This is a genomic window from Varibaculum massiliense (genome assembly GCF_900106855.1).
Taxonomy (GTDB): domain Bacteria; phylum Actinomycetota; class Actinomycetes; order Actinomycetales; family Actinomycetaceae; genus Varibaculum; species Varibaculum massiliense.
On sequence record NZ_FNWI01000004.1, the window covers coordinates 1,170,986 to 1,194,808 of the forward strand.

The following is a 23,823-nucleotide window of genomic DNA, read 5'->3' on the forward strand; positions in this document are numbered from 1 at the left end:
TCCCTGGTAAGCGGATTTTTCCCCTTCCATTTTTCGCCTTTCCAGAATTTTACTGTCCTAGACTCAGGTTTCTTCCAGCCTTGCCCGAAAAGCTAACTTTTGTTTATTTGGGTTACCTAAGTTGTGCTTGGGTTGTTTTGAAAGGATCGGAACTTGTCCTTCGCGGGAAGAGCATGGCGATACGTCGTCAGGAAACCAGTTAAAACTATTGTTGTATTCGCGGTGCTCACTTTGGTGGCTACCGTTTTGATGTCGGCGGATGCCATCGAGAGGGCGAGTGCCCGCGAGAGCGCAAAGGTAGAAGCCAAGGCGGGTGCCGGTTTCGTCCTGGGAAATAATCCCCAGTTCAACCAAGGAACCCCGCGAGGAGCCGGAACTGTTAAACCCGCAGATATCGCCCAAATCGCGAAGCTACCTGAGGTTAAAACCTATGTGGCTCGGCAAAACGTGACTGCCGATCTGGTTGGCGCCCAGACCCAGAAGCTGGGAACCAATGATTACGACGAAAAGAAAGAAGCCCAGTTTGGTAATGCGGTAAACGTGTGGGGAGTCAACCGCACCGATATCGACAATAACTTTCGTTCTGGAGCATTAACCCTGGTGGCGGGGAGGCATTTACGGCCCAGCGATCACCACAAGGCGATTATCCACGAAGATTTAGCGAAAGCTAATGGCCTGAAACTCGGCAGCAAGCTGAAACTAAAAGGCAACCCCTATGACGTAGATAATATGCGGCAGTCCACTGCGGAAACCGAAACGGAAATCGTGGGGCTGGTGCGCGGATCCAATACCAGGCAGGCAGCTCAGCGCAGCGAGCTGTTTGCAAATACCGTTTACACGGATTTGGACACCACCCGCGCCCTCTACCAGATGGGTAAAGACAACGAGATCTATCAGGACGCTAACTTTTTCGTCGCTTCCGAAAAGGATTTAGAGCAGGTTGAAAAGAAGGCAGGCTCCCTCAAGATTGATTGGCGCAACTACCAACTCTCGCCCGCCACCCAGTATTTAGCAGGAATCACCGGAGCCCTGAGCGGGATAAATTCCCTGATGAGCACTACTAAAATGGTCGCTTTCGGGTTTGCGTTACTGATTTTAACGCTGGTGCTGTTCCTGTGGATGAATGAACGCAAGAAGGAAACCGGGGTGCTGCTTTCCGTTGGTACTTCCAAGGTCAGTATTTTCGCGCAATACCTGTGTGAACTGGTGATTACCGCAATTCCTGCGTTTGTGCTGGCGTTCTTTATCTCTGGCGCAGTCGCTCAATGGCTGGGTAATTCCGCTCTAGCCTCGGTGAATAGTTCGCTAATGCAAGAATTGGCTCAGACAGGGCAGGCAGGCGCCGATATGGAATCTTCGGCCGCTACTAAAACCCTGGATGCTCTAGCAGTGTCTCTATCTACCCCCTCAGTGGTAACTGCTGTGTTATTAACTTTGCTGGTAGGACTGCTTTGCGTCTTGGCGGCATCGTTCCCGATGCTACGTCGCCCCCCGCGCGCCCTCTTGGTGGATATCAAATGAGGTCGCTTAGTATTTGGCGGCGCGCCTGGTATTCGCTAAGCCGCCGCCCGCGCCGCGCGATCCTGCTCACGCTGATTATGACGGTGGTGTTTACCGCGCTGATTTCCCAGTCAGGGGTGCGCGCGCAGGTGGCCGGGATTTCCGAGGCGATTAACTCCGGAGTAAACGCGGGCTTCACTGCTCACAGCAATAGCGGCACTATCTCTTTAGCGCAAGCAGAAAAGCTGAGCGCCTTGCCACAGGTAAAACGCTCGGCTTTCGAAAAAGAAACTCTAGCTAAACCCGAGGGCGCGCAGCTGGTAGCCAGTACTTCCGGGGTACAACTTGATGCCGAGTTTGCCGGGGACGCCGGAATTATCGGGACTACTAATAGCCAGCTGCATCCGTCTTTTATGGGGAGGCTGTATCGGCTAGAGGACGGCAAACACCTGGCTCCAAGAGGGCAGGGCGCGCTGATTCACCGCGAGTTTGCCCAGCGTAACGGGTTGCATGTTGGCAGCCAGTTGCGCCTGAGCGCTAACGGAAATGCAGTCAGAGTGCCGGTAGTGGGGCTTTTCAGCGGAAAAACCGAAAATCCGGGAGGACTACCTGCCGGGGCTTCGGAGAATCAGATTTTCACGGATCTGGCTAGCAGTCAGCGCCTGGGCGGGAAAGAACTGACCACCGCTAGGTACTTTACCGAGGACGCGAACGCGCTACCTGCCGCGTTACGAGCGGCCAAACAGGCGGATTCGCAGCTCAGTTTCGAATCTAATGCCGCCCAATTTGCGGGGGTGCTGGCAACCCTGTCGGGGGTAAATAAGCTGCTCACCGCGCTGGCCGTGGGAGTGGGGGGAGCCGGACTAGCCGCCCTCGCCCTGATTATGATCTTTTGGATCCGTGGACGCACCCGCGAAATCGGGGTGCTGCTGGCGGTAGGAAAAACTAAGGCGAATATTTTGGGGCAACTTGCCTTGGAGAGCGCTTTCTTGGCGCTAGTCGGTAGCGTTATCGGAGCGGTCCTGGGATTCCTGCTGTCAGGTAAGGTATCTTCCCTGGTATTTGCCAAGTCCGCCAGTCCCTCCCTATCTGCCCTGTCTGCGAGCGGGAGCGCCGGGAGTATCCTGGCCGCCCTCGTCCTCGGATATGTGATTACTTTTGCGGCGCTACTGTTAGCGACCGTTCCCCTGCTTCGTCAAACCCCGCGAGCTATTCTCGCCAAAATAAGTTAGGAAAGATTATGAGTATTTTGCAGTTAGACCACCTTGAATATGTGTATCCGGGAACCAGCACCCAGATTCTATCGGACGTGTGCACCGACTTCGAGATTGGGAAATTTTATGCGATTGTAGGTGCTTCGGGAGCCGGCAAATCCACCTTGTTGAACCTGCTGGCCGGATTAGATAAACCCACTTCCGGGGCGGTGCGCTTTGATGGTACCGATATCGCGGAAACTGGCTATGCCCAGCACCGCAAGAAGCAGATTTCGCTGGTTTTCCAAAACTATAACTTGATTGATTATTTAACGCCGCTGGAGAACTTGCGGCTGGTGAACGGGAAAGCCGGGATCGATACTTTGACCCAGCTGGGGCTGTCTGAAAAGGAGGCGCGGCGCAGCGTCATGGCGCTTTCGGGGGGTCAGCAACAGCGGGTAGCTATCGGGAGGGCGCTAGTGTCGGGGGCTCCGATTATTTTGGCGGATGAACCTACCGGGAACCTGGATGAGGATACCGCCCGCGAAGTAATCGAGATTTTGCAGCGAGCTGCGCATGAACAGGATAAATGCGTTATTGTGGTGACCCATTCGCGCCAACTCGCCCGCAGCGCCGACGTAACTTTACGGCTAAATCGCCGCAAACTAGTCGCGGCATAGTTTGCCAATAGTCAAGTGCTGGCGTGCCGAGCAATGCAAGGAAATGCTCACGCCAGCACCTTGCTGCGCTTATAGGCGAACCTTGATAAATGCGAACTGCCAGCTCGCCTATTTACTGATTTATGTGGTAACTAAGCTATTTGTTGCCCTAAAAGCGTTCTATAAACTGGCTGATCTTTAAGCTCCTGATGAGTCCCTTCTGCAACCACGCACCCACCATCAAGAACTACGATATGGTCCGCGATACGAATAGAAGCCAGCCTATGGGCAATGACGATAGTAGTACGGTCAGCCCTCGCGTGACGAATATTTTTGGCAATGGAGGCTTCAAGGAAGGGATCGATATTAGCTAACGGCTCATCGAGGATGAGCATGTCGGGACGCCGAAGAAAAGCACGGGCAATCCCGATACGTTGACGTTCCCCACCCGAGAGCGTGGTTCCCCGATCCCCGACTCTCGCGTCTAATCCTCCTAAAGAAGTAATCAGCTCACTGATATCAGCTTGGGCAAGAGCTGCCCAAATATCATCATCGCAGGCCTGCGGATTAGCTAAAACAAGATTGTCTCGCACAGTTCCGGCAAAAATATGGCAGTCCTGGGGAACAAGAGCCAGTCTTTCGCGATATTGGTTCGGTTGATAGGAGCGAAGATTTTTCCCATCAAAACGCAGTTCGCCTTCCTGAGGATCAAGATAACGCATAGCCAGATTGGCTAGGGTAGTTTTCCCCGCCCCTGATTTTCCAACAATCGCGATCGAACGTTTAGGAGTTGCGGTTAAGTTAACTTGGTTAATAACTGGCGTACCTGCCTGATAGGAAAAAACCGTATTGTCGCTAACTAAATGATTTGTTTCTGCCTCGTATTCGACATGATTGGTTTCGGGGATGGAGGGGATGGGATCCTTAGCGTTAAGAATGGTATTAATCCGGTGTGCGCATGCCCCAATTTCTCCTACTCTTCCCAGCATGCCCACTAGCGTTGTCGCGGGGGTTGGTACGAGACCCGCTAGCACCACCGCAACTGGTAACAAAGCCGAATCTAAATGTCCGGTCAGTACCCATCCAGTTAGAATGACTAGCAAAATCGTGGATCCGACTGTGGTTGCAATCGTAGAAAAAGCTGATTCCCAGGCTTTTCTTATCGTTTGCGAATTCTTAGTTACCTGCACTTTTCGTGTTAGATCCAAGATCTGCGCATTTTGTTTATCCACCATCCCCAAGGATCGCAGTTCCCTTTGCCCTTGAATAGAATCCAGAACTGCAATACGCAACTGGGCTAGTTGATAACGTAATTTTTTACCTTGCCGGCGTTGTATGGACATAAGGGCGAAAGGGAATGCAATCATAGCTGCAGTTGGTAGCAGCATTATCAGTCCAATCGGACCAATAAAACTCACCAGCACCCCGGTGAATAAAGTTGGAGTGAGAATGGCGCAGATGGCAGTAGAGGCCGTATGCGCATAAAACCATTCCAACTGTTCCGCATCATTCATGGCAGCCGATGCCACATCACCGGTGCGTTTTCCTTGCAACCCTAAGGGCGCGATTCGCTCGATAGCGTTATAAATGTGCACCCGCAAGGTATGTAGAATCCGGTAAGCAACTTCATGTGACCACCAAACCTCAAAGAGGGTACTCACGGCATGCACGACCACCAGGGTAAACATCATAACGAACAGCAGGGTCAGATTGTTTGTACGGTTTAATATGAATTGCGTAGATATCCATACAGAACTAACCGCAACCCCAACTACACTAATTTGGGCAAGTGCAGTCACAATAGTGGCGGCTACGAAGAGGGGAACACATTCGCGTAGCCGCTTCATCAGTGCAAGGAAATTACTGAAAACTAAGGTCATAGTCGACTAGGCTCCTATCTGTGCACTAATCAATCTTGACCAGGCATTATCTTCCTGGCTTAACGTACAGGGATTCCCGCTACAAAGCACTTTCCCATGTCCCATTACCACTACATGATCTGTTTGCTCAGCAGCGTCAATACGGTGGGTAACCAGTAATAAAGTGAGATTCGGGTACGCCTTGCGAATATTCGTCAGAACCGTTGTTTCTGTTTGGGTGTCCAAACCAGAAGTAGATTCGTCAAGTACGAGGAGCGGGCATTTACGAACCAGGGCCCGAGCAATTGCAAGTCGCTGTTTTTGCCCTCCGGAGAGGTTCGAAGCATGTTCTTCAATTTTTAAATCAAGAATATTGTCACCAGAATCAGGATCGTTATCGGGATGCAGATTTGTAGCACAGGCTAGCTTGAGAGCCGTCATCATCTCTGCTTCATCCGCTTTGGGATTAGCTTCGGCCAAAATTGACCTTACTGTTCCTGGAAAAATAATCGGGTCTTGCGGAACCAGGGTGACGGTACGGGCAATATCCAAACTGTCAGCTGGAACCCCTCCAACTGTGATACTTCCACTATCAGGGTGATCGAAACCCATTAATAACCCGAGCGCAGTGGATTTTCCGGAACCTGACAGCCCCACCAAAGCGGTTGTTTTACCTGCAGGTGCAACGAAAGTGACTTGCTCAAGAGCCGGCTCGGCAGCTCCCGGATAAGTGTAGGAGATATCCACGAAAGATACTTCGTTACTGCGAGGCATGTTTTGCGGAGATTTGCGGGTAGTGGCAGAAGTTTGCTCCTGTTCAAATAACTCGCTCATAGCTGGCAGCGCGGAAATACCGAAAAACGCTTCATGCCAACATGCCGATAAGGCAGTAAACGGGCGGAAAAGTTCGATAGCTAGCAGCGTAACCACAAATAGCGAGCTAATCGGCATCGACTTGGAAGTAATCAAAGAAATTGCGATCACGAGCCCGAGAGCAGGACCGAGCACTTTCATCATTCCTGATAGGCCCGTTTCTCCCAATGAAAGCCGTAGCTGCCCCATAGTAGTTTTCAGCAGCTGGCTCGACTGTTTTTCTAATTGGCTGCCATGATCTTTGGCCGCCCCAAAAGATTTCAAAGTGGACATTCCCATCATAGAATCCACGAAATCGGCATTGAGATTTTCGTACGCTACCCAATGCGATTGTCCACGATCAGCAAGAGCTCTATCCCATAATCGGGGGATAGCAATAATCGCGACTCCACAGACCAAAAGAACTCCCGCAATCAGGGGAGAAATGCTGGCAATAGCAATTGTTAGACCGATCGCGGTTAGAGCAGTGACCGCCAGTTGGGTGAAATACTTGACGAAATAGGGTTCGATCGCCTCAACCCCATCAGTGAGAACCGACTGTATTTGTCCAGAACGCCCCAGTCCTCCCCGCATAGGTCCGCGCGCATCTAGTTGCTCTAGAAGCGCCTGCCGTAAGCGGCTTTTCACCACTAGTCCCGCTCGATTTTGTAGAAGCTGTCCCCTGACCTCAAGTAACGGACGGATTAAGAGCAAACCGGCGATAGCTATGATTAGTCCCACCACCGTGAAGACCCGGCGAGAGCTCAATAGCTCATTGAAAAGCATGGCGTTGCACACCGCGGTTGCAATATATAAGCAAGACACCAGGACACCCAGCATCATGGCGGGGGCCAGCAGCCACACGGAGACTCCGGCGGCGCGCATAACTAAACGCTGCTTTGCGAACACAATCGCCTATCCTTTCTCAACAACGGTATCGGTTTTACGCGTGCGGCATTGGGAAGGGATTCATGCTACCTTCAGGCCTTGGCGAATCCACCCATCCTAACCGTACTGCTTCCTCTGCCACCATATTGCGCCCCAGGTAGGGAAATGCGGCAGGAGTATTGCCGATCGTGCCGGGAATTAATGTGCGGATCACATGCAGTCCGCAAGAAGCAACATCGCGAGAAGTGATATCAACGGTTATTACCCGCATACCCCGGGCGTGGATACGCTCTATATAACTAGCTAGTTGGCTATCTTTCAGCTGTGGCACAGATGAAATACTGCGGGTTGCTGGTATATCTAACAGTGATTTCACTCTGTCTACCGCGCGAGGATCTAGAAAGACTTCTTGCTGAATTAGGAGGTCATCTACATCTTTGAGATCCTCACGGAAATCATCCAGATAGCGGCGGTCACGGCGCCATTTCTTATATGAACGTCCAGGAAGTAGACCTTTACGGATTGCTGTCCAATGTGCCCCTTCGGGGTTTGCGAGGTCGTGAGCTCCCTCTTGTAAGGTTAGCGCTTCGCTCCAGGCTTTTAAGGCGCCTTGTTCAACGCTCGAGCGACAAGAAAAACCAACGTGGACCAGTTTAGAGACATCATTGTGAACTACCCCGGCTAGCACCGGAATATTGAATGTGTTGTCTAGATTGATCAAAGCGGGGCGGAGTGGCTCTTTCGTCCCGCTAAAAAGATCTAAATATTTCTGTGGTAATTTCAGGTGCGGAAGCGGCTGGGTATTCAACCACCACACCATGGTGGCATGCCGTTCAATAATTTCACTGATACCCGATAATATTGCCTGTTCACTGCTGGTTCCTGCAGCTACTCCAGCAAACGCTGGAAAGTTAACTTTCGGTTCTTGCCGATACTGGTTGGTATACCAGTTGACATACACCAAGGAGGCGGGAACGAAAACTGGCTCTTCATTCTCATAATAGGTACCTTCCACCCACCCTACGGGCAGGTCAGGGGTCAAAGGTACAAAAGGAAATCCGGGCTGCTGGTATTGGTTTGCAGAGAATAGCACCAGTTCTTCCGGATGAAGAAGCGGGTATCCTTTTCTCGTTAATTCCCGATAAGAACCATGCAATACCGGTTTGAGATCGATTAGGTTAGAGCAATAACGCTCGACCGATTCACCAATAGCCGCTAGTTCAGTGTCGTGGACCTGCGCTTCTTTTTCTTCTTCTCCAAGCTCATTGGGGATTAACGTTGAGCCTTGGCAAAATACAGTGTTGATATAAGTTGATGTTCTACGTAAATCACATGTTCGCGCCTGGGTAGTATGCAATGTAGGTGGCATATAGGCACTGTGATGTACCCGAGTGAGCTCTTTTACGATTCCATAGCATTTATCAACCACAAAGGTGGGAGGGTGAATCGGGGATTTAGGCTGAGGGCCCATCATAAAATTCGTGGGAAACACCGCGTGAACTTCGAGCTCCCCGTCCAACGAAATTGCCCAAATAGTGTCAAGGGGGGTTGATTTCTGGTTATCGATTTCATTGCGAGTAATAGCTTTAATTAATTCCGCTGCTTTGTGCCCCATATTTGTGGCTGCACCTAAGCGCGGTAAGAAACTTCCCCATACGGGGCTACCCATTTTTGCTTGAAATACTGCACTATTGACTGCATTTCCGGCGAGACGAGCAAGACTGTCGCTATAAGTTGCACCTTGCCCTTTAAGTACTGCTGGGCCAACCAATAGTTGGTCGGGGGTGTGATCCACCGTGATCACTGAAATATTTAGTCCGAGATTGTCTTCAATAGTTTGCGCAAATACGGGAGCAGGCTCATCTCCGCGGCACACCACCAGGGCGCCGCGATTGAAGACTTGGTATGCACATTCGCGAACTGACTGGGAAGACAGGCGCGCCGTGACATCAATCTTTTGGAGCTCTGAAGTTATTAAACGCGCAATTGTGGGGTCACCGCAGACAATTACCTCTGCATTGGCCTTAGATTGAGGATCAGGGGTCTGGAAGACTAGGTCATGCGTGTTGATAAAACAACTGTGTTTTTCTAATGCTTTTTTCAACGGAGTGCCCAAAGGGTGAGTGGACTGGACATCCTGCGCCGCATCTAAGACGCGCACGATGCTATTGACATCCGTTGAGAGCACCAGATCACGACCATCTGCACATGTAAGAACGCATCTATTCGTATCCAAAGGCCTTACTTGCGCACAAATCTTCCACATAACCCCTGATCCTCTTACCTATATGAAATATTGGGTAAAGTGCGTCTTAGCACTATCTTTTACCCGATGCCTATCTACTTACCTCCATGCAAAGCTCTGCTGGGTGGCACCGTGATGGCAGTGAGGAACAGTGATTTGATCGGTGTTCACTTCCTCAATCTCTACGATTTCGAGTGTGTTCATTTCCCCTCCTTTCAAGCGATAGAAACTTTAGAGGCTAGCCTTTAACTTGTTACTTAGGTTATGCTAACCTAAGCACAGTTTACATGGTTTCTTCTTTTACACAAGAGGGAAATAAAACTACGGAACAAATGAAGGAGGTTAGGTGAAACAGATATCGCAACTATCCCCGCCTAAGTGCGAAAACATCATCAAAGTGCGCGGTGAGATCCGGTTACCCGAAGGCAGTGTCTTCTACCCACAGTGGAAAACCTCTGGATCTAACCCGGTATATGGCGGTTACCAAGATGCTTGCGAAACTCTGGTTTATGACACCAAAACTTTTGATGTCATCACCCACAAATCTGGAAAATCATTCCCCTTAGGACAGCACATTAAACCGATAAAAGTGCTCGACCAGGAGCTCTATTTACAAGGCTCCTCCTTTATTAATGCTCCCCGCCTTTACCGCCTTGATCGGAAAACTGGAGAACTAACTTTCGCCAAGAATGACACCTCCGAAAACGCCAACACATTTACCTGCAGACAAATTTGGGCTCATAGCGAGGACGGAACTCGAATCCCTATAGACTGCTTCGGAACGTTAGCCGGAAAACAGCCGACAATCGTATTCATTTACGGGGGATTCGGGAGGAACAATCACAGTTTCTATAGTCCAGACATTTATTCAAAATGGTTAACCCTTGGTTACAGCGTTGCCGTCATTCACTCCCGAGGAGGCGCTGAATTCGGGAAAGCTTGGCATCAAGCCGGGGTTAAAGCAGGAAGACGTAAAGTCAGGGCAGATATAGCCTCCTCTATTCGTGAATTGCATCGTCAAAATATTTGCACCCCCGAGACTACATTTGTACACGGCATGTCTCATGGAGCATTGCTGGCGGCGAATACCGCCATTCACCATCCGGAACTGGTATCCCATGTAATATGTCGCGTCCCGATCAGCAGCACGAAAGACCTGCCAAAAACAACCTTAGGCCGTCAATGGTTAGACGAGTACGGGGATCCTCGAACCACTGCTTGGGAGAACTTTATGAAAGAGGAAGATCCCCTAGCCTGTGAAGCCACACCCCGAAGTTTAAGCACCACATCTTGGCTGATTATTGGCTACTGTCACGATGCAGTCACCACTATTTCTCATGCAGATTCCCTAGTCGAACGGGTGAAAAATTTGGGAGGGGAAGTAACGTACTGGCGTTATTCCAGCAAAGGCGGACATGAAGGGGCATTTGATCCCAGCGAGAGGATAGCCCACGAACGCAGACTGTGGAGCTATCTCAGCCAAAAAGCATCTGAAACAAAACCGGAAGCAACAGGTTCACCATGTTAACGAATAGAAAGCAACGCCTAATTCTGGCAATCGTTTTAGCGATAACGCTAGCTTGCTCGTTGATAGTGGCTGTCATTGTGGGAGCTACTGATATTTCACTATCGGCCGCACTTGAGGGCATCAATGCCACCCTGAGAAGAACTGCTGACGCTGACGTTGACACTCAGATTATTGGGGAGGTCAGATTTCCCCGCGCTGTTCTGGGAGCAATCGTAGGTGCCGGCTTGGGTATATGCGGCCTGATAACTCAGTCGTTACTGCGCAACCCGTTGGGCGATCCCTATATTCTAGGTATTTCCTCCGGGGCTTCCACCGGCGCAGCAGCAGTCATAGTTTTCGGAACAACCAGCAATATCTTATCTGCATTGGGAATCACTTTCGGTGCCTTCCTGGGAGCAATAGCCTCCATTCTACTCGTTACCCTGCTAGCTTCTGCCGGAGGAAAAATCACTCCCACACGCATCATTTTTGCAGGTATGGCGGTAACCTATTTTTTTTCCGCGATCACCAGCCTAATAACCCTCATGGCTAAAAACGCTGCAGGAACCAAATCCGTAATGTTCTGGACGCTCGGATCAATATCTAACGCCACCTGGCATGACACCTTCATCGCCGGCAGCGTGGTAACTGTTGCAATAATCTGCTTCACAATCTGGGGTAGAAGAGTCGATATTCTTAATTTGGGAGACGATGCAGCAATCTCGCTAGGAACAAGCCCCCGCCTTTACCGAAACCTCCTATTCCTCGTAGTGGCACTGACTATAGCGGTGCTCGTTTCTCTTACCGGCGCCATCGGATTCGTCGGCCTGGTCGTTCCTCATGCCGCGAAGCAGCTGGTAGGTTCCACCACCCGGGCAGCATTACCTATCGCTGCCCTGGGAGGCGCACTGCTTGTCGTCATTGCCGACACCTGCACCCGCGTGGCTATCAGACCAGCGGAACTACCAATCGGAATACTAACAGCCCTGGTAGGAACCCCTATGCTAATGGCTCTCATCAAGAAATATTCCAAATAGAAAGGAAAAAGAATGATAAAGAAACGAATTGTGGCTGGCGCGTTGGGCGCATGCCTTGCGGTCGCCGCCCTCACTGGCTGCTCCGGGACAAAGGATTCTTCTAACGCTGCTGCTGACGAACCCCTTACCGTAAAGAACTGTGGGGTGGAAACGAAGTTTACTACCCATCCTAAGAAAGTTGTTTCAATGGGAGTTACCGGTTTGGCGTACCTATTTGCTGCCGGAGCAGAAAAATCCATTGTTGGTCGCGCCAATGAATGGGGTGAAGAACCACCCTCCTGGATAGGTAAAAAAGCAGACGGAATCAAAGTGCTGTCAACGGAATCCATTTCTATGGAAGCCCTCATGAAACTGAAACCTGATCTTGCTTATGGTGGCGGATTCAGTTCCGAAACTACCGCTCCGAAAGCGGTAGCAGAAAAGGGAATCCCTGCCGTTGTAGATGCTACCGAGTGCAACTACTTCTATCCGGATCAAAAATCCGATGAATCGTTCGATACTACTTTGGCGGAGATTACTCAGCTAGGCAAGATCATGGGCACCTCCGAAAAAGCGGATGCCACCGTCAAGGAACTTAAAGAGAAACTAGAGCAGGTTAGTAATGAGAAAATCGGTAAAGACCGCAAAGTTTCCTACGCCTACTACTACGGAGAAGATGCCGACCTATTTAGTTACGGAAACAAAGGGGTCATGGGGGAAATAAATAAGACCCTTAACCTTGTTAATGCTATCGACCCGAACTATCATCCGCACCAAGGTCCCATTGCGCCAGAAGCATTTGTTAAATCAGACCCCGATGTAATCATCTTGCTCACCGGAATGGGGGGTGCCACCAAAGAAAGTTCAATGCAACGACTTGAAAAGATTCCTGGCTTCAAGGACATGAAAGCGGTTAAAAATGGCAACATTATCTACGCGGAATCCGCAGTAGCCTATGCTTCCCCCACCGCGATTTATGGAACATTTGAACTGGCTGATCAGCTTAAGAAACTAGGAAAGTAAACGGATGAATGATTCTCCCCTCACGATAGACAAAGCTAGCGTCCATTTCGGTGACACCAAAGTTCTTGACAGGGTCTCCTTCGAGGTACCTCAAGGCAAAATTTTAGGTATCGCCGGCCCTAATGGTTCCGGGAAAACTACCCTTATGAGGGCTATGTTCGCTGCACAAAAACTATCGGAGGGGAGAATCCTCCTCAGTGGGCAGCCTTTAGACCAAATGCGCCCCGGTCAAGTTGCCCGACGTATCGCAGTGGTTTCCCAATTCGAGCACGACATGGAAAGAACCCGCGTACTCGATATTGTTCTTCTGGGACGATCCCCGCATCGTAAGGATATTCAAGGATATAGCGCAGCTGATCGTAAAATCTGTCAAGAGGCTCTTGCCGCTGTTGGTATGAGCTATGCGCAAGAGCGCTATGTGGATACGCTTTCCGGTGGGGAGCGTCAACGGGTTCTTATTGCCCGCGCCCTCGCCCAACAATGTAAATGTATCCTGCTAGATGAACCCACAAATCATCTAGATATCAAATACCAACATCAAATTCTTAGTATCATCAAGAATGTTAGCGACACCGCTGTCATAATCTTACATGATCTTAACCTGGTAACCCGCTACTGCGACCAGGCAATTATTCTTAAAAATGGCCGGGTACACACTCAAGGTGTCCCGGACGATATTCTCACTCCTGAACTCATCCACGATGTTTATGGCGTAAGCGCCAAAGAAGTCCAAGACGGAAACGTCAAACAATTTATTTTCAAACCATTGCCATCCACTACCTGACAGGTGAGCTAATATCGCAGGCTCTAACGGTGTACTGTAACCAGGAAAACACGCCTGTTAGAGTTACGAAAGGGCAAGACTTCATGGTTGGTTTAAGGCGATAGGCTGCGATTAAAACGCGCTGTCGGCGAGAAAGTGGGGAAAAGTGACAAAAGGGTTATTTGTTGGTCTCGCAACCTTAGATGTTATCCAGTTAGTGGAAAAGCTCCCGGCCGAAAATGAAAAAATCAGAGCCCTTGATTTCACATTCGCCGCGGGAGGGCCAGCCAGCAATGCCGCAGTGGCCTTCGCACACGGATATTCAAAACTAGGTGCGGGACTAGAAGATAGGGGCGATGCAGTTCTGGTAACCCGGATATCCGATGACAGAATCGGCGAGCTGATTCGCGAAGACCTCGAAAAAAATCATGTTCGCCTTGAGGCATCCACGCTGCCTGGAAACACGTCCTCGACCGTGGCCACGATCTTAGTAACCCAATCAACCGGCGATAGAGCGGTTATTTCTGCTACTGACCAGCGAAACCTCGCTCCTGCCTATAACGCCCTAGATATCGAGGTCGAAAATTTCGACATTGTGGAAACCGATGGTTACGAAACTGATCTCACTTTAGAGGTGTTGAAGCGGGCTCGCAGTTCGGGAATAACTACGGTTTTAGATGGAGGGAGCGTAAAGAGCTACACCGAGGAACTGTTACCTTACATTGATGTTGCTATCGTCTCGGAACCATTTGCCAGCGGCCACAGCTCCGCAGAACTTTTTGACTATCTGGCGAACTTCGGGGTCAAATATTCAGCGATTACTCGAGGTAGCAAAGAGATCCTATATTCGGTGGAGGGAATTACCGGAACCCTAAAAACCTGTAAGACTACCGTTGTAGATACTCTTGGTGCCGGGGATTTCTTCCACGGAGGTTTCGTGAAAGCCCTGGGCAAGCAAGCGCTTACCGCAGAAACTTTCTTAAATGCGCTTGCCAAAGCGAGCCGGATCGCAGCCTTATCAATCCAATCCTTCGGCACTCGGAAGTGGCTGGCAGAAAACTAGCTATTTTCTACCGAAATATCGAAAAGTAATCTGATTAGGGCGTCGGCCTCGAGCTTGGTTTTTTCCACAATATCTTTATTGGGGGAATCAACTTCCTCTACCCATTTAACCGCGAGTTTTCGAGACCGTCCCCCAGCCATTTGCCTTTCAATAAGCCTATCTTTAAGTAAAGAACTATCAGTATCCAAATACCACAGGATATCCAGTATTTCCTTAACATGTTCCCAACCGCCATACTGGGCGGCCAGATAATTCCCTTCAGTGACAATAACCTGAGTGTCTGGCTTAATCTCGATAGCAGCCGCAATCGGCTCGTGTAGCGAGCGCGAATAGGTAGGGACGAACACAGGGTAATCCACTATGTCCCGCAACCGTTGCAATACATTAAGGTATCCATTCACATCAAAAGTTTCCGGAGCGCCTTTCCGGTCTAGCAGCTGCTTTTGCCGCAATATCGCATTCGAAAAATGAAATCCATCCATTGGCAGGTACGCACTATTAATGTCTAAAACATCAGTTAAATAAGCAACAAGTTTCTGCGCTAACGTAGATTTTCCAGCACCAGGAGCTCCGGCGATACCCACAATACTGCGACCAGGGCGCAACTGCCGGCAGAGATCTCGTGCAAGATATTCCAAGCATCCAAATTCATAAATCTTCACTGGCAATCCCCCTAAAGAAACTTTACTTCTTTGATATTACTGGCATCGGAAGGGTCACGACCGGTAAGAGCTGTACGAACGACTGTCAGAGAGCGCGAGGGCTAGGTTTTATCCGAGCAGACGCGGTGGGCATAAGAATTTGGGAAACGTCGCTACGTTTTCCAGATTCTTGGGCAGGAGGAAAAACCTAGCCCCCCACGCCGAGCCCTCCCCGCGCCAGCCCTCCCGGGTTCTCGTCCCTCGCTTATAAAATGGTGAAACCCCAGGGTAAACCTGGGGCTCCTCATTTGTGCCAGTAACCCTAAGGGATTGCGCCAACGAAGTGGAGCTAGCGGGACTCGGCGGTGCTACGCACCAGCAAGGGTTTTCGGAGCACAGCCCCCGAAAACCACTGGCGCGGGCGAACACTCAACCCGCGTTCGCTACCACCCCGCGCCAGCCCTCACGGGTTCGAGCCCCTCAGCTTAAAACACTGATACCCCGGCGCAAGACCGGGGTATCAGTGTTTGTGGAGCTAGCGGGACTCGAACCCGCGACCCTCTGCTTGCAAAGCAGATGCGCTACCAGCTGCGCCATAGCCCCTTTTGAGCCAGAAAACCTGTTTACAGGTACTTCCAAACTCCGGGATCATTGCGTAAGTCATTTGCGGCATTCAAACACCAGACGAAAAAGACGCTGACAAACAGCAGTTTTAGAATCTTTTTCAAATCTACCTACCTGGTTGATTGCTGAACAAACTTCCCTCGCAGTGGGCCTAGCTGGGCTCGAACCAGCGACCTCAGTCTTATCAGGACTGCGCTCTAACCAACTGAGCTATAGGCCCATCGTGTCCATCACGAACACCATTGCAGATTACAACATTCCTAACCCGGCTTTCAAACCCTGCCTAGGTGCGTTCCGTCACGCCACCCGCCAGCGCCCCCACCAGGCACAGAATGCAGTAATACTACTCGTCAGTAAGTGCCAACTTAATTCCGTCAACCAGCGAAGTCGCCAAGTTATAAATAAGCGCCCCCACCGTACAAAACGCGGTCATCAAGATCACGTTAGAAACTGCGATAATCGTGCTCATCGCCATCATCCGCGGTAACCGCAGATAGTCAATCATTGAAGCAATTGAGCCGGTAGGATCAATATCGTTAATAAAGTTCTCTACCGAACTAAACACGTTCATCGAGTTCAACAGCAACCAAACTAGCAAACCCGCCAGCACCATCGCGATTCCCAGCGCCACCGACAGCAGGAAGGAAACTTTCATCACCGTCCAGGGGTCAATCCGGGAAACCACCAAGGAGATTTGGCGCGGCTGATATTCACCTATCTTCGCCGAGGACGCGCCAACTTTCTCTGACTGTCCAGCCTTACCCCCGGTAGCAGAATCCGATTTTACCTGCGGAATCGCTATATTTTTTCCGCCTTTAGAACCTGACTTTCCCGCGGATTTTTTCCCCGCAGACTGGGGCGATTTGCCACCCTTGTTCACCGGGCTTTCCCCCGATTTATCGTGACCGCCATCGCCTTGACCGGTCTTATCCTGCCCGGTCTTCTTACCCTCGCCACCCTGGGTATCAGCAGCTCCTGCTACCTTATCTTTCTGGGGCTTGCGGGCGCTGTTTTCTGCTTCCGCGCCCGGCTTCTTTGAGCCGCCCTCCGGGGCAGCGTCCTCTCCCTGCCCTAGGGGAGCCTTATCTTGATCTTTACCATCAGTTGTCATTGGTCAGCCTCTCACTAGAGCTCAGTTGTTTCGGTTTCTAAAGCGGCCACTTCTTGATCGAGTTCCTCGTCCGTAGCCTCTGACGATTCATCATCATCTGACTTCTCATTATTTAACGCCACAGCCAAAACCGCATCCCCTTCAGCCGGGCGAGTGAAAATTACTCCCTGTGTGTTACGTCCTGTACGGGGAACCTCGTCTACCCGGGAACGTTGTACTTTCCCGGACTGCATAATCACCATGACCTCATCATCGTCATTAACAATCAAGGCTCCCACCAGGCCGCCGCGCTCAGCCACCAGATTAGCGACCTTGATCCCCAGGCCGCCGCGTCCCTGTACCCGGTATTCCTCTACCGATGTGCGTTTCGCGTATCCACCCTCAGTCACCACCAAAAGGTCACTATCAGGACGGATAACCGTCATCGCCAACAAGTGATCCCCCTCGCGGAACTTCATGCCCCGCACCCCGGAGGTAGCGCGACCAGTAGGACGCAGAGCCTCGTCAGTGGCTAAGAAACGCAGCGACTGCCCCTTATGGGAAACCAATAGCAGCTCATCATCACCATTTACCAGTTCCGCAGACACCACTTCATCAGCGGCACCATCAGGCATTTCCCGCAAGTTAATCGCAATCAAACCGCCGGTACGATTGGAATCATATTCGGTAAAGCGAGTCTTTTTCACCAGCCCCGAGCGGGTAGCCAGCGCCAAATACTCGGCATCATCATAAGAACTAAACGCCAAAACCTGCGCGATTTTTTCTTCCGGCTGGAACGCCAAGAGGTTTGCTACGTGCTGACCCTTAGAGTCGCGTCCTCCCTCGGGCAGTTCATAAGCTTTCGCCCGGTAAACCCGACCCTTATTAGTAAAGAACGCCAACCAGTGATGAGTGGTGGTGGTAAAGAAGTGATCCACCACGTCATCTTCGCGTAGCTGCGCACCCTTGATACCCTTGCCGCCGCGCTTTTGGCTGCGGTATTGATCCAGGCGGGTGCGTTTGACATACCCGGAATGGGTAATGGTGACCACCACGTCCTGTTCTTCAATCAGGTCTTCCATCGACATTTCCCCGGCGAACGGCATAATCTTGGTGCGCCGCTCATCACCATACTTATCGACGATCTCGCCCAGTTCGGTGGAAATAATTCCCCGCTGCCGCTCCGGACGAGCCAAGATATCTTGTAGATCCTTTACCCGCGCCTCTAACTCGGTGTGTTCATCGAGAATCTTTTGCCTCTCGAGGGCGGCTAAGCGGCGCAGCTGCAAAGCCAGAATCGCATCCGCTTGGACTTCATCTACCCCGAGCAGCTCCATCAGGGCGCTGCGCGCTTCATCAACTGTGGGTGATTTACGGATAGTAGCAATCACCGCATCCAAGGCATCCAGCGCCATCAGGTAGCCTTGCAAAATATGGAGGCGATCTTGCGCCCGCTTCAAGCGGAAATTGGTGCGGCGCACGATTACTTCAAGCTGATGGGTAATCCAGTTAGAAATAAACCCATCGATAGAAAGCGTCCGCGGAACCCCATCTACCAGAGCCAACATATTGGCGGGGAAGGAATCCTGCAACTGGGTACGCTTATAGAGGTTATTCAAAACCACCTTGGGAACCGCGTCCCGCTTGAGCACAATCACCAGGCGCTGCCCGGAGCGGTCCGAGGATTCGTCGCGGATATCCGCAATCCCCTCGATCTGCCCGTCTTTCACCAGTCCAGCGATTTTTGCCGCCAGATTATCCGGATTTACCTGGTAGGGAAGTTCGGTAACCACCAGGCAGACCCGGGAGTTGATTTCCTCTACGTTGACTATCGCTCGCTGCACAATGGAACCGCGACCGGTACGGTATGCCTGTTCAATCCCTTTGCGCCCCAAAATAGTGGCGCCCGTGGGGAAATCCGGTCCCTTAATCCGTTCGATCAGGGCTTCCATTAATTCTTCGCGCGAAGCCTCGGGATGCGCTAGCGCCCACTGCACCCCGTCAGCAACTTCCCGCATATTGTGGGGCGGAATCCGGGTGGCCATCCCCACTGCGATTCCCTCTGACCCGTTAAGCAGCAGGTAGGGCAGGCGGGCAGGCAAGACCGTGGGTTCTTGGGTGCGCCCATCATAGTTGTCCATAAAATCAACGGTGTCTTCATCGATGTCCCGCACCATTTCCATCGACAAAGGTGCCATTTTACATTCCGTATAACGCGGAGCGGCCGGCCCCAGGTTACCCGGGGAGCCAAAGTTACCTTGACCAGCCACCATCGGGTAACGCATCGACCAAGGCTGCACTAGGCGCGCTAAAGCGTCATAAACCGCGGCGTCACCGTGGGGGTGGAAGTGCCCCATCACGTCGCCGACTACGCGCATACATTTGGAGAACCCGGCGTTGGGGCGGTAGCCACCGTCATACATGGCATACAGAATCCGCCGGTGTACCGGCTTGAGACCGTCCCGCACCTCCGGCAGGGCGCGCCCTACGATCACGCTCATCGCATAATCCAGATAGGAACGCTGCATCTCGGTTTCTAGGTCAACCTGATTAATATGCCCTTTTGCCTGGAAAAGACCGGAATTATTTTCGAGGGCGTCTGCCGAAGCGGTATCCCCGCCCCCAAAAGCCGCGCCGGAGTGCTGAGAGTTTTCCGAGGCGCCTGTTTGCTGATTTTGATCCTGGTTGTCTATTTCACTCATTTTTCCCGTCCCTTAAATATCCAAGAACCGCACGTCAGTGGCATTACGCTGAATGAAAGCGCGCCGCGACTCCACGTCCTCGCCCATTAGCATGGAGAAAACTTCATCCGCGCTGGCTGCTTCGGATAAGGTCACTTGTTTGAGCATCCGATCTTCGGGGTTCATGGTGGTTTCCCACAGTTCCTGGGGATTCATTTCCCCGAGTCCCTTGTAGCGCTGTACCCCGCCCTCTTTCGGCAGGCGCTTGCCATCGGTTTTGCCGTCCTCTAGATATTCGTCGCGTTGGCGATCCGAGAACACGAACTGGTGGGGCGCATTCGACCATTTCAGCCGGTAAAGCGGGGGGCAGGCGATAAATACGTGCCCTTTTTCAATCAGGGGACGCATATAGCGGAATAGCAAAGTCAGCAACAAAGTGGCGATATGCTGGCCGTCCACATCCGCGTCCGCCATAATCACTATCGCGTTATAACGCAGCTTGGAAATATCGAAGTCTTCGCCAATGCCAGTACCGAAGGCGGTAATCAAAGACTGAATTTCTTGACTGGACAGGGCACGGTCTAGCCGCGCTTTCTCTACGTTTAGGATTTTGCCACGAATCGGCAAGATTGCCTGGTGAGCCGGGTCGCGCCCCTGCACAGCCGAGCCACCTGCAGAGTCGCCCTCTACAATATAAATTTCGCATTGGGAGGCATCGCGGGAAGAACAATCCCGCAGCTTCCCAGGCATAGATACAGATTCCAGAGCCGACTTGCGCCGGGTAGCTTCCCGAGCCTTGCGAGCAGCCACCCGCGCGGTTGCCGCCTGCTGTGCCTTTACCAGTATCGCTTTCGCGTCCATGGGATGGGCATCTAACCAGTCACCCAGTTTGGAGTAAACCTGCTGCTGCACAAAGGTACGCGCCTCGGTGTTTCCCAGTTTGGTTTTGGTTTGCCCCTCGAATTGCGGCTCGGTGAGTTTAACCGAAATAACGGCGGTTAAACCTTCCCGAATATCGTCACCGGTCAAGTTATGATCCTTGTCCTTGAGGATCCCTTTATCCCGGGCATATTTATTCATCAAGCTGGTCAGTGCCGAGCGGAAACCTTCCTCGTGGGTGCCGCCCTCGGTGGTGTTAATCGTGTTCGCGTAGGTATGCACGGACTCGGAATAGGCGGTGGTCCACTGCAACGCGATTTCGAGGCTGATGGAGGCGTCCTCGTTAACTGACTCAAAATCGATGATCTCGGGGTTGATGACCTCGGATTTCTTGGAGTGGTTAATGAACTCTACATAGTCGCGCAGACCGTTTTCGTACATGAACGATACTTGCCGGAAACCGGGAACCGGATCATCGGCGGTACCTTGCGCATCGCCAGTCACTAAATCGCCGGCATCGGTAGCCTCGGGGCGCTCATCAGTTAAAGTAATCCGCAGCCCCTTGTTCAGGAAGGCCATCTGCTGGAAACGCTGCCGCAAAATCTCGAAACTAAAAGTAGTGGTCTCGAAGATTTCCGGATCCGGGTAAAAGGTCTGTTGGGTACCGGTTTCCTCGGTTTCTTCCCCACGTTCCAATTCGGTAAGGGGATGTCCGCCGTTACCGAAGGACTGTCGCCAGACGTAGCCTTGCCGTTTTACCACGGTATCCATCCGCACCGAGAGGGCGTTTACTACCGAAACCCCAACCCCGTGCAGACCGCCGGAAACTGCGTAACCGCCAGATCCGAACTTGCCACCGGCGTGCAAGATAGTCATTACCACTTCCACTGTGGGGCGTTTTTCGGTGGGGTGCATATCCACTGGGATTCCGCGGCCATTATCGCTGACCCGCAAACCCCCATCTGCCTGGATGGCAACTTCGATATGGTCGCAATAGCCGGCCAGAGCCTCGTCGACAGAGTTGTCGACTACCTCGTATACCAGGTGGTGCAGACCGCGCTCCCCGGTAGAACCGATATACATGCCGGGACGTTTGCGTACTGCCTCTAGCCCCTCTAAAACTGTGATGTCGTCCGCACCGTATTCGTGCTGGACTTGTTGGTCACCCAGGTCAGCCACCTGCTGGATCTCCTTGGTCTAGTTCGCTGGCCCCGAGCCGGATATTTCCGACCGCTGGGCACCATCTGCCCCAGGGCATTCACGCCGAAAATCCGGCGCTCACTGACTCTATTCTACCGTGAAAGCCCCAAAAACCCACATTTTACGGCTTCACCCTAGTTTTCGGGGGAAAGTCACTTTTTTACTTTCGGTGCGTTAGAGGCAAATTTTTTCGAGGACGCGCCCGGGGTTAGAAGAAATGAGGAAGCAACCTCGAAAAGAGCTGGGTATCGCGTGAGGACAGGCGAGGGCAGGGCTTTAAGACAGAAATGGTCGGCATTCTCGGAAAGAAACGGGCAGTTCTTAAAAAAATAAGCCCTCAGTGTTTAAAAGAAAACAGCCGCTATTTCGGACCCATAATCCGGTAGCCGAGCCCGCGCACAGTCACGATAATCTTCGGCGAGTGCGGGTCGTCCTCAATCTTGGAACGCAGCCGTTTGACGTGTACATCCAGGGTCTTGGGGTCTCCGAACCAGTTTTCGCCCCACACCCGATCCATAACCTGTCCGCGAGTAAGCACCCGTTCGGGGTTACGCAAAAAATACTCCAGCAGTTCGAACTCACGCAGCGGCAGCTCTTTAAGCTCCCCATGTACCCGCACTTCATGGCGGTCAACATCCATTGTTACGGGACCGACCTCCAAGATGTTTCCTACCTCGGGAAGATCCTGGGTGCGGCGCAAGACTGCGGTGATTCGCGCCAAGAGTTCCCGGAAACGATAGGGCTTAGTCACGTAATCATCCGCGCCCAGCTCCAAACCGATTACCACGTCAACCACGTCATCTTTAGCCGTCACCATAATGATGGGCGTGTCGTAGCTTTCACGCACCTGCCGACAAACCTCGGTGCCAGGAATCCCGGGAAGCATCAGATCCAGCAAAATCAGGTCGATGTGGTTACTTTTAACCATCGAAAGCGCCTGGTCACCGTCAGCTACCCCGATTACTTCGTAACCTTCACGTTTCAGGGAATACTCTAGAGGTTTACGGTAAGCTTCCTCGTCCTCAACTACTAATATGGTGGTCATTCCTGTTCCTTTGTCAACGCTATTTGCTTAGCATCTGGATGGTGCGCGGTGTGCCGGGGCAAAGTAATGATGAAAGTAGCGCCCTCCCCCGGTTTAGAGTTCACGTGGATAGAGCCATTAAGATCCGAAACCACGTGTTTTACAATCGAAAGCCCCAATCCGGTTCCGCCAGTGGAGCGGGAACGCGCGGGATCGACGCGGTAAAAGCGTTCAAAGATCCTACCTTGGTCCTCTTCGGAAATTCCGATACCATCATCGGCAACTTCCATCACCACATTGTCGTTTTCCCGCAACGTTACATTCACATGACCTCCGGGATTGGAATAACGAATCGCGTTTTCCAGCAGGTTTTGCAGGGCGGAAGTCAGCAGCTCTAAATCGGCGTGCACCAAAATATCTTCCCCTTGCGGGAAATCGGTGTTCAAAGTGATATTCGCATCCTCGGCGGCAGTACGCACCTGATCGAGGGCATCGTTAATGGCTTCAATTGCCAACATAGGACGCGGCTTGGCTGGCAGACGCCCGTCTTGCAGCCGCGCTAAAGAGATAATTTCGTAAACCAGTTTGGTTAGCCGCCGCGATTCTTTTACTAGCTGAGTGGAAAAGGTTTCCACCGCCTGCACATCGTCGGCATTGTCGTGAATCGTTTCTGCCAGTAAGGAAATCGCTCCCACCGGGGTTTTCAGTTCATGGGAAGCGTTAACCACGAACTCACGACGGGTGGCATCAGCTTGGAGGACGCGAGTGCGATCCTCTAGCAACACCAGGGTGTGCCGGGGCGAGATGGGAGCCACCCGCACCCGCACTGACCAGGGAACGGCAGCATCAGGATGCACCAGTTCATAGTCTTCCTCTACTATTCGTCCCGCGCTGCGCGCCTTGTCAATCTGCGCTAACAGCTGCGGGTATTCGATTTTCCCGTGATGAAACAGGGGAACGATGCGCGCCAACTGCGAAATATAAGCGAAAGAGTTATCGGGATTAAGTACTACCGACGCCTCGGGTAGGGCATCAAGAATCTTGGATAAATCCTCGACTTTCCAGCCGGAGCCATCCCAATGTGGCTGGTCGCTTTGGCTTTCCATACTTAACATT

At 51.7% G+C, this 23,823-nt stretch carries 17 protein-coding genes and 2 tRNA genes; 8 read left to right on the forward strand and 11 right to left on the reverse strand.

The window, feature by feature from the left end; genetic code table 11:
• Positions 1 to 222: 222 nt before the first annotated feature.
• The 3 genes from BQ5456_RS05290 to BQ5456_RS05300 are packed head-to-tail and all read left to right on the forward strand — an operon-like array spanning position 223 to position 3,373.
• A complete protein-coding gene (locus tag BQ5456_RS05290; RefSeq protein ID WP_235858534.1) occupies positions 223 to 1,521 on the forward strand; it encodes an FtsX-like permease family protein in 1,299 nt (432 codons plus the stop codon).
• Positions 1,518 to 2,732: an ABC transporter permease gene (locus BQ5456_RS05295; RefSeq protein ID WP_083378378.1), complete on the forward strand. Its 1,215-nt coding sequence runs from the start codon at positions 1,518 to 1,520 to the stop codon at positions 2,730 to 2,732. Before BQ5456_RS05290 ends, BQ5456_RS05295 begins: the two co-directional genes overlap by 4 nt.
• A gap of 8 nt (positions 2,733 to 2,740) precedes the next feature.
• Positions 2,741 to 3,373 carry an ABC transporter ATP-binding protein gene (locus tag BQ5456_RS05300; RefSeq protein WP_071129081.1) on the forward strand — a complete coding sequence of 211 codons (633 nt, stop codon included), beginning with the start codon at positions 2,741 to 2,743 and terminating at the stop codon, positions 3,371 to 3,373.
• A 131-nt stretch (positions 3,374 to 3,504) separates the two neighbouring features.
• On the opposite strand, the gene BQ5456_RS05305 is transcribed toward BQ5456_RS05300, so the two are convergent.
• From BQ5456_RS05305 to BQ5456_RS05315, 3 genes are read right to left on the reverse strand one after another with little or no spacing between them, the layout of a single operon-like run.
• Positions 3,505 to 5,232, reverse strand: a complete 1,728-nt coding sequence (locus tag BQ5456_RS05305) for an ABC transporter ATP-binding protein (RefSeq protein ID WP_071129082.1) — start codon at positions 5,230 to 5,232, stop codon at positions 3,505 to 3,507.
• Between the two features lie 6 nt (positions 5,233 to 5,238).
• Complete coding sequence (locus BQ5456_RS05310) at positions 5,239 to 6,972, reverse strand: ABC transporter ATP-binding protein/permease (RefSeq protein ID WP_071129083.1); 1,734 nt, start codon at positions 6,970 to 6,972, stop codon at positions 5,239 to 5,241.
• Between the two features lie 34 nt (positions 6,973 to 7,006).
• A complete protein-coding gene (locus BQ5456_RS05315) occupies positions 7,007 to 9,217 on the reverse strand; it encodes a YcaO-like family protein (protein WP_071129084.1) in 2,211 nt (736 codons plus the stop codon).
• 325 nt (positions 9,218 to 9,542) lie between these two features.
• On the opposite strand from BQ5456_RS05315, the gene BQ5456_RS10580 reads away from it, so the two are divergent.
• The 5 genes from BQ5456_RS10580 (at position 9,543) to BQ5456_RS05340 (ending at position 14,568) form a co-directional block, all read left to right on the forward strand.
• A complete protein-coding gene (locus BQ5456_RS10580; RefSeq protein WP_235858535.1) occupies positions 9,543 to 10,724 on the forward strand; it encodes a prolyl oligopeptidase family serine peptidase in 1,182 nt (393 codons plus the stop codon).
• A complete protein-coding gene (locus tag BQ5456_RS05325) occupies positions 10,718 to 11,740 on the forward strand; it encodes a FecCD family ABC transporter permease (RefSeq protein WP_071129085.1) in 1,023 nt (340 codons plus the stop codon). Before BQ5456_RS10580 ends, BQ5456_RS05325 begins: the two co-directional genes overlap by 7 nt.
• Positions 11,741 to 11,752: 12 nt before the next feature.
• Positions 11,753 to 12,742, forward strand: a complete 990-nt coding sequence (locus tag BQ5456_RS05330; RefSeq protein ID WP_071129086.1) for an ABC transporter substrate-binding protein — start codon at positions 11,753 to 11,755, stop codon at positions 12,740 to 12,742.
• 4 nt (positions 12,743 to 12,746) lie between these two features.
• Positions 12,747 to 13,526, forward strand: coding sequence for an ABC transporter ATP-binding protein (locus tag BQ5456_RS05335; RefSeq protein ID WP_071129087.1), 780 nt, complete (start codon positions 12,747 to 12,749; stop codon positions 13,524 to 13,526).
• Positions 13,527 to 13,671: 145 nt separating this feature from the next.
• On the forward strand, positions 13,672 to 14,568 hold the full coding sequence (locus tag BQ5456_RS05340) for a PfkB family carbohydrate kinase (protein WP_071129088.1): 897 nt from the start codon (positions 13,672 to 13,674) through the stop codon (positions 14,566 to 14,568).
• Here BQ5456_RS05340 and BQ5456_RS05345 read toward each other — a convergent pair.
• The 8 genes from BQ5456_RS05345 to BQ5456_RS05380 all read right to left on the reverse strand — a co-directional run bounded on the left by BQ5456_RS05345 (position 14,565) and on the right by BQ5456_RS05380 (position 23,813).
• Positions 14,565 to 15,230, reverse strand: a complete 666-nt coding sequence (locus BQ5456_RS05345) for a nucleoside/nucleotide kinase family protein (protein WP_159428766.1) — start codon at positions 15,228 to 15,230, stop codon at positions 14,565 to 14,567. The genes BQ5456_RS05340 and BQ5456_RS05345 overlap by 4 nt on opposite strands.
• 509 nt (positions 15,231 to 15,739) lie before the next feature.
• Positions 15,740 to 15,812, reverse strand: a tRNA-Ala gene (locus tag BQ5456_RS05350).
• A 167-nt stretch (positions 15,813 to 15,979) separates the two neighbouring features.
• Positions 15,980 to 16,053 (reverse strand) — tRNA-Ile (locus BQ5456_RS05355).
• Positions 16,054 to 16,176: 123 nt separating this feature from the next.
• Positions 16,177 to 16,944: a DUF3566 domain-containing protein gene (locus tag BQ5456_RS10685; RefSeq protein ID WP_083378381.1), complete on the reverse strand. Its 768-nt coding sequence runs from the start codon at positions 16,942 to 16,944 to the stop codon at positions 16,177 to 16,179.
• A gap of 14 nt (positions 16,945 to 16,958) precedes the next feature.
• Positions 16,959 to 19,625: a DNA gyrase subunit A gene (gyrA, locus tag BQ5456_RS05365; protein WP_083378382.1), complete on the reverse strand. Its 2,667-nt coding sequence runs from the start codon at positions 19,623 to 19,625 to the stop codon at positions 16,959 to 16,961.
• A gap of 12 nt (positions 19,626 to 19,637) precedes the next feature.
• Positions 19,638 to 21,662 carry a DNA topoisomerase (ATP-hydrolyzing) subunit B gene (gene gyrB, locus BQ5456_RS05370; RefSeq protein WP_205407859.1) on the reverse strand — a complete coding sequence of 675 codons (2,025 nt, stop codon included), beginning with the start codon at positions 21,660 to 21,662 and terminating at the stop codon, positions 19,638 to 19,640.
• Positions 21,663 to 22,044: 382 nt separating this feature from the next.
• Positions 22,045 to 22,728, reverse strand: a complete 684-nt coding sequence (locus BQ5456_RS05375; RefSeq protein ID WP_071129089.1) for a response regulator transcription factor — start codon at positions 22,726 to 22,728, stop codon at positions 22,045 to 22,047.
• Positions 22,725 to 23,813 carry a sensor histidine kinase gene (locus tag BQ5456_RS05380; RefSeq protein ID WP_159428767.1) on the reverse strand — a complete coding sequence of 363 codons (1,089 nt, stop codon included), beginning with the start codon at positions 23,811 to 23,813 and terminating at the stop codon, positions 22,725 to 22,727. The genes BQ5456_RS05375 and BQ5456_RS05380 overlap by 4 nt, the downstream gene beginning before the upstream one ends.
• Positions 23,814 to 23,823: the final 10 nt, after the last annotated feature.